The 12,948-nt window shown below is 69.7% G+C and carries 13 protein-coding genes and 2 pseudogenes; 8 read left to right on the forward strand and 7 right to left on the reverse strand.

The window, feature by feature from the left end:
- Positions 1-158: 158 nt before the first annotated feature.
- Positions 159-857: a phosphate signaling complex protein PhoU gene (gene phoU, locus ACWZEH_RS15480; RefSeq protein ID WP_456198983.1), complete on the forward strand. Its 699-nt coding sequence runs from the start codon at positions 159-161 to the stop codon at positions 855-857.
- 196 nt (positions 858-1,053) lie between these two features.
- Positions 1,054-1,227 (forward strand): hypothetical protein, encoded by a 174-nt coding sequence (locus tag ACWZEH_RS15485; protein ID WP_456198985.1) that lies wholly within the window; start codon positions 1,054-1,056, stop codon positions 1,225-1,227.
- Positions 1,228-1,400: 173 nt separating this feature from the next.
- On the opposite strand, the pseudogene ACWZEH_RS15490 reads toward ACWZEH_RS15485, so the two are convergent.
- Together ACWZEH_RS15490 and ACWZEH_RS15495 are read right to left on the reverse strand one after the other, a co-directional pair.
- Positions 1,401-1,685 (reverse strand): annotated as a pseudogene (locus ACWZEH_RS15490) (MFS transporter); the annotation flags it as partial.
- Positions 1,652-1,813 (reverse strand): annotated as a pseudogene (locus ACWZEH_RS15495) (MFS transporter); the annotation flags it as partial. The pseudogenes ACWZEH_RS15490 and ACWZEH_RS15495, both read right to left, overlap by 34 nt.
- A gap of 173 nt (positions 1,814-1,986) precedes the next feature.
- Between ACWZEH_RS15495 and ACWZEH_RS15500 the strand changes: the two are divergent.
- The 4 genes from ACWZEH_RS15500 to ACWZEH_RS15515 all read left to right on the forward strand — a co-directional run bounded on the left by ACWZEH_RS15500 (position 1,987) and on the right by ACWZEH_RS15515 (position 6,301).
- Entirely contained in the window at positions 1,987-2,748 is a 762-nt protein-coding gene (locus ACWZEH_RS15500; protein WP_042168901.1) for a phosphoglyceromutase, read from the forward strand.
- Between the two features lie 354 nt (positions 2,749-3,102).
- Positions 3,103-3,351 (forward strand): type II toxin-antitoxin system CcdA family antitoxin, encoded by a 249-nt coding sequence (locus ACWZEH_RS15505; RefSeq protein WP_456198987.1) that lies wholly within the window; start codon positions 3,103-3,105, stop codon positions 3,349-3,351.
- Positions 3,348-3,749 (forward strand): PIN domain-containing protein, encoded by a 402-nt coding sequence (locus ACWZEH_RS15510; protein WP_456198988.1) that lies wholly within the window; start codon positions 3,348-3,350, stop codon positions 3,747-3,749. Before ACWZEH_RS15505 ends, ACWZEH_RS15510 begins: the two co-directional genes overlap by 4 nt.
- A gap of 644 nt (positions 3,750-4,393) precedes the next feature.
- Complete coding sequence (locus ACWZEH_RS15515) at positions 4,394-6,301, forward strand: TerD family protein (RefSeq protein WP_456198990.1); 1,908 nt, start codon at positions 4,394-4,396, stop codon at positions 6,299-6,301.
- 795 nt (positions 6,302-7,096) lie between these two features.
- On the opposite strand, the gene ACWZEH_RS15520 is transcribed toward ACWZEH_RS15515, so the two are convergent.
- Together ACWZEH_RS15520 and ACWZEH_RS15525 are read right to left on the reverse strand one after the other, a co-directional pair.
- Positions 7,097-7,522, reverse strand: a complete 426-nt coding sequence (locus ACWZEH_RS15520; protein ID WP_456198991.1) for a cytotoxic translational repressor of toxin-antitoxin stability system — start codon at positions 7,520-7,522, stop codon at positions 7,097-7,099.
- The gene (locus ACWZEH_RS15525; RefSeq protein WP_456198992.1) at positions 7,519-7,935 is read right to left on the reverse strand and encodes a prevent-host-death protein; all 417 of its coding nucleotides are present in this window, start codon (positions 7,933-7,935) and stop codon (positions 7,519-7,521) included. The genes ACWZEH_RS15520 and ACWZEH_RS15525 overlap by 4 nt, the downstream gene beginning before the upstream one ends.
- Positions 7,936-8,395: 460 nt before the next feature.
- Between ACWZEH_RS15525 and ACWZEH_RS15530 the strand changes: the two genes are divergently transcribed.
- Both ACWZEH_RS15530 and ACWZEH_RS15535 read left to right on the forward strand, forming a co-directional pair.
- Positions 8,396-8,770, forward strand: coding sequence for a VOC family protein (locus ACWZEH_RS15530; RefSeq protein ID WP_456198993.1), 375 nt, complete (start codon positions 8,396-8,398; stop codon positions 8,768-8,770).
- A 193-nt stretch (positions 8,771-8,963) separates the two neighbouring features.
- Positions 8,964-9,506 (forward strand): GNAT family N-acetyltransferase, encoded by a 543-nt coding sequence (locus tag ACWZEH_RS15535; protein ID WP_456198994.1) that lies wholly within the window; start codon positions 8,964-8,966, stop codon positions 9,504-9,506.
- On the opposite strand, the gene ACWZEH_RS15540 is transcribed toward ACWZEH_RS15535, so the two are convergent.
- The 3 genes from ACWZEH_RS15540 to ACWZEH_RS15550 all read right to left on the reverse strand — a co-directional run bounded on the left by ACWZEH_RS15540 (position 9,503) and on the right by ACWZEH_RS15550 (position 12,885).
- On the reverse strand, positions 9,503-11,005 hold the full coding sequence (locus tag ACWZEH_RS15540) for an AAA family ATPase (RefSeq protein ID WP_456198996.1): 1,503 nt from the start codon (positions 11,003-11,005) through the stop codon (positions 9,503-9,505). The two genes, ACWZEH_RS15535 and ACWZEH_RS15540, sit on opposite strands and share 4 nt — an antisense overlap.
- Positions 11,006-11,227: 222 nt before the next feature.
- Positions 11,228-11,554 (reverse strand): plasmid stabilization protein, encoded by a 327-nt coding sequence (locus ACWZEH_RS15545; RefSeq protein WP_456198998.1) that lies wholly within the window; start codon positions 11,552-11,554, stop codon positions 11,228-11,230.
- Between the two features lie 176 nt (positions 11,555-11,730).
- The gene (locus ACWZEH_RS15550) at positions 11,731-12,885 is read right to left on the reverse strand and encodes an FUSC family protein (RefSeq protein WP_456199000.1); all 1,155 of its coding nucleotides are present in this window, start codon (positions 12,883-12,885) and stop codon (positions 11,731-11,733) included.
- Between the last annotated feature and the right edge of the window lie 63 nt (positions 12,886-12,948).

Raw genomic sequence — 12,948 nt, forward strand, 5'->3', positions numbered from 1 at the left:
GGATCCGGACGCGTAGGGGACGGAACGTGTAAGCCTGGGGTTCGCACCGTCGGTCGCGCGGGGTTCGCGCTGTCGGCTGCGTGGCGGGGTAGACGCCCCGAGACCCCCATGGGAGCCCCGGCTCCCGAAACCCCTTCGGACGCAGGAGAGGAACCCTGATGCGTGACGCGTACCACGAGGAACTGGATTCGATCGGCGACGGTCTGGTGGAGATGGCCCGACTGGTCGGGTCGGCGATCGGACGCGCCACGACGGCCATCCTCGACGCCGATCTGAAGCTGGCCGAGAACGTGATCGAGGCCGACCAGAAGGTCGACGAGCTCCAGCACGAGCTGGAGGCCCTGGCCATAGCCCTGCTGGCACGCCAGCAGCCGGTGGCGACCGACCTGCGGATCGTCGTCACCTCGCTGCGGATGTCGGCCGACCTGGAACGCTCCGGCGACCTGGCACAGCACGTGGCGAAGCTCGCGCGGCTGCGGTACCCGGAGCGTGCCGTTCCGCACGACCTGCACGCGACCATTCTGGAGATGGGCCAGCTCGCCCAGCGCCTGATGGCCAAGGCGGCCGAGGTGATCATCACCAAGGACGTCGACCTGGCGCTCCAGCTGGAGCAGGACGACGACGAGATGGACCTGCTGCACCGCACGCTCTTCCAGCACCTGATGGACGACCGCTGGAAGCACGGCATCGAGACGGCCGTGGACGTGACCCTGCTGGGCCGCTACTACGAGCGCTACGCCGACCACGCGGTCTCGGTCGCCAAGCGGGTCGTCTACCTGGTCACCGGCGAGCACGCGGACGAGCTCCAGGCGGACATCCAGCCCGGCATCCAGGCCACGCCGGCGAAGGACGCCTGACCGGACGGCACGGACAGCACGGACAACACGGACAACACGGACAACACGGAGAGCACAAAGAGCACGGGCGACACGGGCGACACAGGGAATCGGCCAGGGGCGTGCGCGAGTACCAATGCGCCGTTGATGCGCCGTTGATGCGCTCGGTGGAGCGGGCGTCCAATGGGCACAGGCACCAGTCCTCGAGGAGGGACCCATGGCCGATTCACCCGGCTCCACCGGCTCCACCGGCACGACGCCCGATCCCACGCGGGAGCGCGAGACCGAGCAGCCGGCCGGTATCAGGAGCCTGCCCCTGATCGCCGCGTGCGGCTGCGGCTCGGGCTGCGGCTGCGGCTGCCAGTCGGGCAGCCCCTGTCAGTGCGGCTGAGCACACCCGCACCTGTCCGCGCTGTCCCGCGCTGTCCGCATGCACACGCACGCGCCGAGGGCCCCGGTGGCCGGACGGTGACGGCATCCTTGCGCTGCCGCCGCCGTCCGGCCGACGGGGCCCTCGGCATCCCGGCCCCGGCAGGACTCAGGCGGGGCCGACCTCCGACCGCCCTACACCCGAACGGACGGGTGCGGGGGCGGGAGTGACAGGAGTGGCGGAGGGGCAGGAGGGGCAGGAGCGGCAGGAGCGGCGATTGCGGCCCCGGCCGGAACACGTCGTATCAGCAGCCCGTACCCGAGTCCCGCCACCGTGCCGACGACGGCGCACACACCCCAGAGCCACTCCGCCCCGTACCGGTCGATGACGAGCCCCGACATCAGCGGGGCGACGAGCGCGGCGACGGCCCAGGACATGGTGTACGTGCCCTGTGGTCGCGGTCGAGGGTGAGGTGGAGCGCCATGAAGGTGGCGACGAAGGCACCGAGGCGGTTGACGAGGGTGCTGGTCCACAGCCACCGGAAGGCGGGCGGCAGCCCGGACACGGTCTCCCGGACCGCCTTCCGAGCACACACGACGGACGCCATGGGACCCCCTGAATGTAAGCACCTGAACCGGCAGGCACACATTACGAAGGCCGATGGCCCACCCACCACCCGATCAACGGACCCCGTCAACCCGTCCCGTCAACCCGGCGGCCACCATTCACCCACCGGACGGGGGCGGCGACTCACCCCGGGCTTCGATTACGCTCGGGCCCATGGCCGACGCACCGTACAAGCTGATCCTCCTCCGCCACGGCGAGAGCGAGTGGAACGCGAAGAACCTGTTCACCGGCTGGGTGGACGTCAACCTCACCGAGAAGGGCGAGAAGGAGGCGGTCCGCGGCGGTGAGCTGCTGAAGGACGCCGGCCTGCTGCCCGACGTACTCCACACGTCGCTCCAGAAGCGTGCCATCCGCACCGCCCAGCTGGCGCTGGAGTCCGCCGACCGCCTGTGGATCCCGGTGAACCGCAGCTGGCGCCTCAACGAGCGTCACTACGGCGCCCTCCAGGGCAAGGACAAGGCGCAGACCCTCGCGGAGTTCGGCGAGGAGCAGTTCATGCTGTGGCGCCGCTCCTACGACACCCCGCCGCCCCCGCTGGACACCGACGCCGAGTACTCCCAGTTCGACGACCCGCGCTACGCCACCCTCCCGCCGGAGCTGCGCCCGCGCACGGAGTGTCTGAAGGACGTCGTCGTCCGCATGCTGCCGTACTGGTTCGACAGCATCGTCCCCGACCTCCTGACCGGCCGCACGGTCCTCGTCGCCGCCCACGGCAACAGCCTGCGCGCCCTGGTCAAGCACCTCGACGGCGTCTCCGACGCCGACATCGCGGGCCTGAACATCCCGACGGGCATCCCCCTGTCCTACGAACTCGACGCCGACTTCAAGCCGCTCAACCCGGGCGGCACCTACCTCGACCCGGACGCGGCAGCGGCGGCCATCGAGGCGGTCAAGAACCAGGGCAAGAAGAAGTAAGCCGATTCCAATAAGCCCCCGACCTGCGGTTTCTTGGCAAGTCGGGGGCTTACTGCTGGGGTTGGGTCACTCCTGGGCCGTCAGTTGCCCGGCAGCGCCGTCAGACGCCAGCGGGTGCGAGACCGGACTGCTTGCGCGCCTCGGCGAGCTGATGGCCGTGCGCCTCGGCGAGGAGCGGGCGAACCCCGCCTCCCCGTCGGTCCACTCGCACCGGTCCGTCCACTGCTGTCGTCCGGGTTCTCTGCACCGGGCCCGCCGGAAGGCCGGCCGGATCGCTCGGGACCGCCCGCCCTCGGCGCCACCCGGCGGGAGCAACCACAATCCCCTTTGCGCATACTCCAGTATGCTTGCCACATGTCCTCGACTACTCGCATTACCGTCACCCTGCCCAGCGACCAGGTGGCGGAGCTCCGCAGGCTCACGGACAACGTGTCCGGCTACGTGGCGGAAGCGGTCGCCCGCCAGATCCGGCACCAACTGCTGGGCGACGACCTGCGACGCCATGAGGAAGAGCACGGGAAGTTCAGCGACGAGGAACTGGCGGAGGCCCGGTCGAAGATCCTCGGCGCCCTTGCCCCCTCCAAGGACGCGGACGCCGCATGACTGGGCGCATCGAGACCGTCGTCCTGGACTCGGAAGGGCTTTCGGCCTGGATCGCACAGGACCGCAAGTTCCTCGCGATGCTGAAGGTGTTCCACGAGATGGGTGCCGACCTTGTCATCGGAGCGAACACCATTGTGGAGGTCAGCCACTCGCGCACCGACATTCCACGCCTCAACTGGGTCCTGTCGCGCATCAAGGTGGAACCGGTCACCGAGCAGGCGGCAAAGGCCGCCGCAGAGCTCCTCAAAGGAGCGGGGCTGCACGGCCACAAGTACGCCATCGACGCCACCGTGGCCGACGTAGCCCTTCGCCGACCAAAGCCGGTCGCACTGGTGACGTCCGACAGCGACGACATGACGAAGCTCTGCGGTAGCCAGGTCCGAATCATCCCCCTGTGACTCACCAGCCCCTTCGAGAAGGTGGCCTCGGCGCCTACTCACAGAGATGTTCCATGGCGTGCAACCCTGGCGGACACCCACAGCGCCCCCGCTGCCCGCACCCCACCCATGGCTGAGAGCGCGAGTTCGATTCTCGTCACCCGCTCCACGCTGAAGGCCCAGGTCCGAGATCCGGGCCTTGTTGCTGTGCCCGGCTCTCAACCGCCGCGCGTGAAATGTGCGGCGGCAGCCCGAGCATTCCGATCATGGCATCGAGGCCGGCCGCCTCTTCCCGGCGCTCCTCGCCCGGGCTTCCACTACGGAGCCCAACATCGCCGACGGTCTCGGGCGCTCGAAGTGATGCGCGCCGAGAAAGACCGGCGACAGCCGGAACACACCGGCCGCCATCGGCAGCGGATCATTCGCCCGTTCCGCAGCATCCACGGCACGGTCGACGGCGATCCAGGCCCAAGGGGAGCGATGGGCGGCTTGCGGATCAGCCGGCAGGCCCATTCCAAGAACTGGCACTGGAGCACTGACGGCACTTGCGCCACCCGCCGGTTCCGCGGTCGACGTGAAATGACCGCCTCGTCACAGCCTTCCGGACGAAGGCACATCGTCATGCAGCTTGAAGGAAGACCGCATATCGGATCATCCTTGGCACCATGAGTCTCCTCTCCCCCTCCTTCGACATGCCCGCCATGGGCGACTACGCCTACGACTGGGCCCTGGTCGATGTGGAAACCTCGGGACTCATCGCCCGGCGGGACCGGGTCCTGTCCGTTGCGGTCATCACGATCGGTCCGGACGGCGAACAGACCGGGGAGTTCTCGACGTTGCTCAATCCAGGGTGCGATCCGGGCCCAGTGGAAGTACACGGGCTCACCGTCGAGCGACTGCAGGATGCGCCGACCTTCGACCAGGTCGCCGGGCGGATCGGAGCGATGCTCCAGGACCGGGTCCTGGTAGCCCACAACGCCCAATTCGACTACGACTTCCTGGCCTACGAGTTCGCCCGTGCGCGGATGTGGCTGCCGGTGTCGCAGCGGCTGTGCACCTTGGCTCTGAACCGCCAGGTGGATCCGCCCACGGACGACATGAAGCTCGGCACCCTCGCCGCCCACTACGGCGTCTCCCAGCAGCACGCTCACGATGCGTTCGACGACACCCGGGTGCTTGCCGGGATCCTGCGGGCGTCGCTGCGCGAGGCAGCTCGGCTCGATCTGCCCCTGCCACTGGTGACCTGCCCACCACGGGCGGAATCCCAGTTCACGCCGAAGCCGCCGAAGACTCCCTGCGCCTACCGCAATCCGGGACGTATGACTCCCGGCGGGTCGCTCCTGCAGGGGATGAAGGTCGCGATCACCGGGGAAACCGCCCACGCCCGGACGGAACTGGTCGGGCGTGCGGTCACCGCCGGGTTGAACCTGATGACCTCCGTCAGCCGGCACACCAGCGTGCTGGTCACCAACGAACCGGCGTCCGATTCAGCAAAAGCCCGACGTGCACTCGCCGAAGGCGTGCCGGTCATCGACGAGCAGACCTTCCTGCGGCTGCTGGCCGACGTACGGCCGGGGACAGCGCACGAGGCGACAGCCATCAGAGGTACCCCGGTGGCTGAGCCGAAAGCAGAACGGGTCGGGCCCGTAGAACCGGTGTCCACCACGACCTCTGCCGCACCCGCCCCAAAAGCCGCGGTCCTCCCCACGGCCTCCCCCGGTGTGTCGGTCCCCGCTCCGCGCCAACCGAAGCCTTCCGGCAGCACCTTGGACAAGCCCTTGGCGGGACGTCGAGTGCTGGTACTCGGTGGCGTCCACGCCGATGCCGTAACCGCTCGTACTCGCGTCGTCGAGCTGGGCGGATCCGCAGCGGTCAACCTGTCCGCCAGCGTCACCGACGTCGTGCTCCTGCCGGAAGGGGAGGGCGATCGGCGCATGAGGCGCATCACCGCCCTTGGACTCCCGGTGCACGGCCTGCACTGGCTCACCTCTCCGATCGCAGCGGAGCGGGACGCGGTGGCTCTCCGGCCTCAGGAGCCGCACGTGATGCCGAGGGGCGGCGTCATCGACCTGCCCATGCCGCACGGCAGACCCTCGCCGGAGTGGTACGTCACCGCCGGTTGGGCCCCGCAGTCCGACTGCGGGATCGACGTCGTCGCCTTCCTCCTCGACGAGGACGAGCAGGTCACCTTCGACGAGGACTTCATCTTCTACGGAGCCCCGGAGAGCCCTGCCGGGACAGCGCGCCTGCTGACCGGAGGCCCTGCCGAACAGACCATCGCCCTCGACCTGGCATCCCTGCCGCCTGCGACGCGGAAGATCGTCATCGCTGCGGCCATCGACGGCACCGCCACCTTCGGGACTGTCGGCGCGATCCAGATCGGTGCGGCTCCCGGCAGCAGCGGGGCGCCTCTCGCCCGAGCCACCCTGGACGCCGCCACCACCGAGCGCACCATGCTGCTCGTGGAGATCTACCGCAGAGGTCCGGTCTGGCGCCTACGCGCCGTCGGCCAGGGCTACGACCACGGCCTCGACGCCCTCGCACGTGGATACGGGGTCGCCATCGCCGACTGAACGACGGGGCCGGATGCAGAGGTCTTGCCGCCCCCTGGGCCGGACCTGGCAACGCGGGGCGGGCAAGGAATCAGGCGTAGGAAACGGCAGGCGGAAAGAGGAAGCACCGGGCTGGAGACCGTCCCGTTTCGACCAGGAGCGGAGGACGCCCACGAGTGCAGGGCGGGCGGGGACGGGGCAGGTGTCGCCTGAAACTCCCCCTGATCCCGGACAGCGGTTGCTTACGCTGCGGGGGTGAAGGCGTGCTGCAGCCTGGCTCGGGATCCACCACCCCCGGATGCGCCGCTCACTGTGCCGGCTGACGGTGCGCCCCCGGTCCTCATGGCGATGACAACGGCCCGGGCCCTCTGCGGGCCCTCGACATCCCGGCTTTTACGGCCGGAGTGCCGGGCCGAGCTCCCTCCGGGCGCGGTTCCGGCTACTGGACACGAAGTGTGCCTGCACCTTCAGCGTCAGCCCCGGACCGGAGTGCCCCGCCCGTGCCCGGCAGAACGGTGAACAGCGGTGAACAGCGGTGAACAGCGGGACCGGGAGACCCTGACCGAGCGACGTCCACAACCACGCATCACCAGGTCGGACGACATCGCGCCCGTGTGAGCACCGGTGATTCCCGAGCTTGGAGCGCGAGTTCGATTCCCGTCATCCGCTCCATGACGAAGACCCAGGTCAGCGGCCTGGTCCTTGTTCCCTCATCCAGACCTCGGAGCTTCAGGGGCTCCGCCCGTCCGAAGATCCGGCACTCTCGGCACCCTGCGCCGGGCGGGCGCGGTGCCGTTACCGGTTGCCCACCTGCACTCAGGTTCCTTCGGTCCAGTACTGATGGAGCCGAGCCACCGCATGCTCCTTGGTCAGCTCGGCGACCGTCTCCTCCGCGAGACCGACCCGATGGATCAGCAAGTACACCAGGTCCGCGGGCAGGGCTTCCTTCGGCACCACCGGGGCTCCCCGGTCCGGGAGCCGGCCATCGAGCACACAGTCCCAGAATTCGCCCTCGGAGACGTCGAGCTGATCGCGCAGGATGTGACCCCGCATCCCCGCGCCGTAGACCGTGCGGTCCGCCGGGTGGGAGATCCTCGTGCGCAGGATCCGTGCGTCGTGGAGCGTCAGCTCGTAGGTGACGTGATGAGTGCCGGTGCGCCCGCGTGCGTCTCGTACACGGTCCCATTTTTCGGCCGCACAGAACTTCTCATGGCGCTCACGGTCCGGCTGTGGTCGGTTCACCGGCCCGCTCCGACCAGCCAGTCGGCAAGCTGCTGGTCGTCGCTCAGAGCGATCAGCTGCACCAGGCCCCAGTTGTCCCGATGGTTGGGGGCTGTACGCAGACGGTCCTGCCAGTCCTCGGCGTATTCACGCAGAGCATCGACCATTTCACTGATGGCCTCGTCGAAGGACGCTCCGTCCGCCGCTACCGGGAGCCCCGGGATGAAGATCGACCAGCCACCGGACTCCGCGACGGCCTGCGCCTTCGCCGAGCAGACCAGTGACAGGTGATGGCGCAGTCGCTCGACATCCACCACCGCAGCGCGGCCGGTGTCCCGGCGCACTGTTGCCACCCGGCCCTCGCCGGCCGCATCGAGGAGATCCTTGAGGTGCGTGCGCGCCTCGGTGTAGCTCTCGTAGTGCACTGCGGACATGGCACCCTCCTCCGGGTTCCTGTCAGGATGCCTTTCTTGGGCAAGTACGTAAAGTACTTGGAGTACGTAACGTACTCAAGGCGTCCGGAGCGTGACGGGGAAGGCTCCGGAAACTTGCCAACCATCGTCGGCGGAGGAACGCATTGCATGTGCGCGACTTTCACCCGTGAAAGCAAACCGACGACTCCACCCCTCCTGCTCGCCGTCGCCCACAGCGGAAGCACCACCAACGGCCTTCTCGGCCTCACGCCCGATGACCTCACCACCGCTCGGCCGTGACGCCCGGGATGTGTCGCTGTGCCTGGTGCGGGGGATGGCGGATCCCGCAGCAGCCTCCCTTCCGGGCGAAGTCCGGCGGCGGTCCGGTGTGCCCGTCGCGCATGCCCGCCGCGGTGGCGGGTACGACCTCTCCGGTACGAAGGGCATCGCGGAAGCGGCCGGGGAACGAGGAGTGTCGGAAGTGATTCGAAAGCTGCAGGCGGTCGCGCTGGACTGTGCCGATCCGGTACGGCTCGCCGAGTTCTACGCGGAGCTGCTCGGTGGCCGGGTGGTCGCGGACCCCGAGGCTCCCGACTGGGTCGAGGTGCACGGGTTCGAGGGGGCACCTCTGGCATGCCAGCGGGCGGACGGCTACCAACCGCCCGAATGGCCCGGCCAGGAGCGCCCGCAGCAGCTCCACCTGGACTTCGACGTGGACGACCTCGACGGGGAGGAGAAGCGGGCGCTCGCCCTCGGTGCGACCGTGCTGGAGCGGACGGACCAGCTCCGTGCCGAGGCCAACTGGCGGGTCTACGCGGACCCGGCCGGCCATCCGTTCTGCCTCTGCCTCCACTGACACCGGGCCCATCGGGCCCGCTGTCCCGGCTCAATGGCTGTCCCTGCCCGCACAGGCGCTACGAGCGCGAAGCCGAGCGCCTCCCGGCCTTCGCCGGCATCGCCGACGCCCTCATCCGCCACCGCCGCCACGTCGACTGAGCCGACTTCCCACTCGTTTGCCGCAGGCCGGCCCGGTCGGACAGGAAGCCTGCATGCTGAAGGGCGACAAGGTCGCACTGCGGGCCCGGCACGAGGAGGACATCCCGGTCCTACGGGTCGAGTTGTACGACGACGTGGTCAACTCCTCGCGGGCCGAAGGCCGGCCGTGGCGGCCGGTCACACCGGGCTCGAAGGACCCGCGGCTCGTGGGGGACGACAAGGAACAGGGGCGCGTCTCGTTCTCCGTGGTGGGGTCGGACGGCGGCACACCGGTCGGCACCGCGACGCTGTGGGGCATCGACAACCACAACCGGTCCGCGCACATCGGGCTGGGGCTGCTGCCGTCCTCGCGCGGCAAGGGCTACGGCACCGACGTGGTCGCGGTGCTGTGCCACTACGGTTTCGTCGTGCGCGGCCTGCAGCGGCTGCAGATCGAGACGCTGTCGGACAACACCGCGATGCTGCGCTCCGCCGAGCGCAACGGCTTCGTCCGCGAGGGCGTGCTGCGCTCCTCGGCCTGGGTGATGGGCGAGTTCCTGGACGAGGTGCTGCTCGGGCTCCTCGTCCAGGACTGGCGGCCGGACTCGAAGGGCTAGGCTGCCGTCCGCCCGTAGAGCTCGTCGAGGCCGAGGAGCAGGACGCGGTCGTCGCTGCGTGCCGCTTCGGCGCGCAACGCCTCACTGAAGCCTGCGGCGCTGAAGCAGGCGAGCGCGCACCGGGTGGTGTCCATGGCTCGGCCGGCAAGGAGTTCCCGTGCCCGGGCGAGCCGCTCCAGGTGGCTCATCCCCATGACCGTGCCCCACTTCGCCTCGCCGAGCAGGTGCACCGCCGGCTTCCTGCCATCGGTCCCGGGTTCGGCCACGGCGACATCGATCTGGATCTGCCTCCGTGCGGCCTGGTCGGTCACCACGCCGCCACCGACCTGGCCCAACGCGGAGCCGAGCAGGGACCGCCCGGGTCCAAGGACGTACTCCCGGCACATGGCCTCGAAGTGGGGCCCGGCGACCTGAGCCGCGAAGCGCTCCGCCGACTGTGCCCATACGTCCGACGCCTGGCCGGCCTCCAGGCGGGCCCAGGAGGGCCGCATCACGGCCTCGTAGAAATTGATCAGTGGCTCGGTGATGCGGTACTGGGACTTCCCGGCCCTGAAGATGTCCGTTTCCCGCACCAGCAGGTGGCTGTCCTCCAGCACGTTGAGAGGATGCGAGATGTCCACCGACTTACGGCCGATGTACCCGGCGATCCCACCCCGCGTGGTGTTGCCCTGAGCCACCGCGGCCAGGACCGAGTGATACAGCGCGGTGTCCCGGATGTCCGCCTCCTCGGCAAGGAGGTACCGCGCCTCCCGGAAGAGAGGACTGAAAGGCGACAGGACCGTACGGCAGAGCCAGTCGTCGAATTCCTCCAGGCTGCCGGGAACGTCGTCGGCCAGGAACTGCCTTCGGTACGCCGGTGTGCCACCGACCACGGCATGAAGTCGAGCCGCGAGGGCCGGATCGTCGGCGACCCCCCAGAAGTCGGCCGCCGCCCGGTATCCGAAGGGGCGCACGACGAGTTCCAGCTGTGCACGCCCCCGCAAGGGTGCGGTGCTCGCGAGAAGGCCACCCATGACGGACATCGCCGATCCGCACAGCAGCAGCCGCATCCGGCTCTCCTCGACCTGGAACCGGTCGATCTCCCGCTGGATCAGGGACGGCAGCTCGGGGGCGGTCTTCGCCAGGTACGGAAACTCGTCGATGACCACGAGCAGCGGCGCTCCCCCCTCTCGGGGCGTGGCGAGCCCGAACAGGTAGGAGATCGCGTCGTCCCATGTGGCGAACGAGAACGGCACCGGGGACCCCGTGTGTTCGGCGAGGGCCGCGGCGAACTGACGCAGTGACTCCGTCTCCGTCCCCGCCGTGGCCCCGAAGTAGAAGCCCCCGTGGCGTTCGACCAGAGCGCGCAGCAGATACGTCTTCCCCATGCGCCGCCTGCCACTGACGACGCCGAGCATGGCATGGGGCAAAGGCCGGTCCACGAAGGCCGAGAGGCCCTCCCACTCGGCACCACGGTCGAAGACGTGGGGCGGCTTGCCCGGACGCTCATGACGTGGCATTCGGTTCTCCTTAGGACTACACCCCTTAGGAGTGTAGTCCTAAGGGGTGTAGTCCTAAGGGAGCGTGCGACCGTTTCTCCAGCCTCTTCGGCGCCGCACGGACACACACCGACCGTGCAACCGTTGCCGGCCGCCCCGGCCGGGGTTCTCTTCTCGCCGCTGCGGCATGGGCGTCTGAGGGGCGGGGCCCGTCCGCCGGTCGTGGGCGGGCCCCGCCCCGCCTCAGCGGCCGAGGGCGTCCTTCAGCTGCTTCTTGCTCATCGAGGAGCGGCCGTGGATGTCGCGCTTCTTGGCCTCCTCGTACAGCTGGTCCTTGGTCGGCCCCTCCGCGCCGCTGTGCGAGCGCTGTCCGCCGCGCTCGTAGGCCGACTTCGGGTCCTGCGTGGAGGTTCTGCTCGCGGTCCTGGACTCGCCCGACCTGGCCCGCTCCTTGTTGACCGTCCGGGCCGCGATCTCCTTGGCCCGCTCCGGCGACTCGCCGCGGTCCTCGGTGCTCTCCTTGATGTGCTCGTACTGACGTTCACGCTTGGCGTTGGATCCGGCCGGCATGGTGCTTCTCCCTGTCTCGCGCCGTCGCGGTCTCGCGGTCTTCTCGCGGTCACGCGGTCCCGCCCGGCGGGTGTCGGGGCCGGGTCCGGGGCCGTTGGGACGGACGGGTTCCCCGCAGGGACCCGCCCGAACACGCGGTCGCCGTGCCCTCCCACGCCGTCACTCGGCCGTGGGTGTCAGTCCTGCACGAGTTGGTCGGCCAGGCGATGCGCCTGGGCCAGCAGGGTTCCGTAGGTCACCAGCGCGGCCGGGTCGTCGGACACCGCCCCCGGCAGCTGTTGGCGGAACACGCGCAGGGTGCGGTGAAGTTCCCCGACCGCCTCCCGCAGCTGCTCCGCGGCGGAGTCGTCGTGGTCGCCCGGGCCGAACCGGGTCCGGCCGTACAACCGGACGGCGTGCGCTGTCTGGCGGAGGAAGTCCGCGTAGGCGCGGGTGAGTTCCGGGGCCGGCTGGGCCGCCTTCCCGCTGTCCGCCGTCTCCCATACGGTCCTGGTCACGCCCGCGGTGTGGACGGCGACGTAGTCGAGTACCTCCACCGCGTCCGTGTACTCCTCGCCGGGCGGGGAGAGAGCCCGCTCGCGGCGCCCGCGTGGATTGGCCCGCATGCTTTCGCGGCTCCATCCGATCGCCGACCGCGCCTGGTCGACCAGCCGGCCAAGACGCAGGGCCCGCACATGCCAGTCGCCGGCCGCATGGGCGTCCCACTCGCCGGTGGCCAGTCCTTCGGCCACCGCGCCCAGGAGCTCGTGCGCCTCACGGGTCGCGTCCTGCAGCGCGGAGCGCGCGTCCCGCAGGTACACCGGAGGCCGGATCAGCATGTTGACCGTCACTCCGACCGCCGCGCCGAAGACCGCCTCCAGGACACGGGCGCCCGACGCGGCGAAGGTCACGGGGCCGCCGGTCAGCACGAACAGCGCACCGGTCGCGGCGTAGACGCCCTGGTTTCCCAGGCGCTGCCACTGCCCGAGGAGCAGGACCGCCGGGAGGACCAGGGCCATCGCGGCCATCGTGCTGTTCAGCAGCAGCGCCACCGCGGTCGCCACCGTCGTACCGACCGCGATCGCCGCGAGCTGCTGCAACCCGTGCGCGACCGACCGGTACACCGTCGACTCCACCAGTACCACCGCGACCCACGGCGCCACGAACGCCATCGGCGCCTCGAGCCACCAGCCCACCACCGCCCATGCCACCCAGGCGGCCAGCGCCCCCTTGCCCGCCTGCACCGCCAGATCCCGCTCGCGGCCCGGGCCCTCCCAGGCCCGCCGCACCGTCGATACGGCTGTCCCGGCCCAACGCCGGACAGCCCGGTCCGCACTGTGCATCCACTCCATGGAACAGCAGGTGCCACGCCAGGGACGAGACGCACCTACCCGGAAGAGAAGTCCGAAAAGGTC

It is taken from the genome of Streptomyces yamdrokensis, assembly GCF_053890455.1.

Coding starts and splice junctions, on each gene's coding strand:
- ACWZEH_RS15550 (WP_456199000.1), bottom strand. CDS start 12,885: ATGGAGTGGATGCACAGTGCGGACCGGGCTGTCCGGCGTTGGGCCGGG.
- ACWZEH_RS15545 (WP_456198998.1), bottom strand. CDS start 11,554: ATGCCGGCCGGATCCAACGCCAAGCGTGAACGTCAGTACGAGCACATC.
- ACWZEH_RS15535 (WP_456198994.1), top strand. CDS start 8,964: ATGCTGAAGGGCGACAAGGTCGCACTGCGGGCCCGGCACGAGGAGGAC.
- phoU (WP_456198983.1), top strand. CDS start 159: ATGCGTGACGCGTACCACGAGGAACTGGATTCGATCGGCGACGGTCTG.
- ACWZEH_RS15500 (WP_042168901.1), top strand. CDS start 1,987: ATGGCCGACGCACCGTACAAGCTGATCCTCCTCCGCCACGGCGAGAGC.
- ACWZEH_RS15515 (WP_456198990.1), top strand. CDS start 4,394: ATGAGTCTCCTCTCCCCCTCCTTCGACATGCCCGCCATGGGCGACTAC.
- ACWZEH_RS15525 (WP_456198992.1), bottom strand. CDS start 7,935: ATGTCCGCAGTGCACTACGAGAGCTACACCGAGGCGCGCACGCACCTC.
- ACWZEH_RS15510 (WP_456198988.1), top strand. CDS start 3,348: ATGACTGGGCGCATCGAGACCGTCGTCCTGGACTCGGAAGGGCTTTCG.
- ACWZEH_RS15485 (WP_456198985.1), top strand. CDS start 1,054: ATGGCCGATTCACCCGGCTCCACCGGCTCCACCGGCACGACGCCCGAT.
- ACWZEH_RS15505 (WP_456198987.1), top strand. CDS start 3,103: ATGTCCTCGACTACTCGCATTACCGTCACCCTGCCCAGCGACCAGGTG.
- ACWZEH_RS15540 (WP_456198996.1), bottom strand. CDS start 11,005: ATGCCACGTCATGAGCGTCCGGGCAAGCCGCCCCACGTCTTCGACCGT.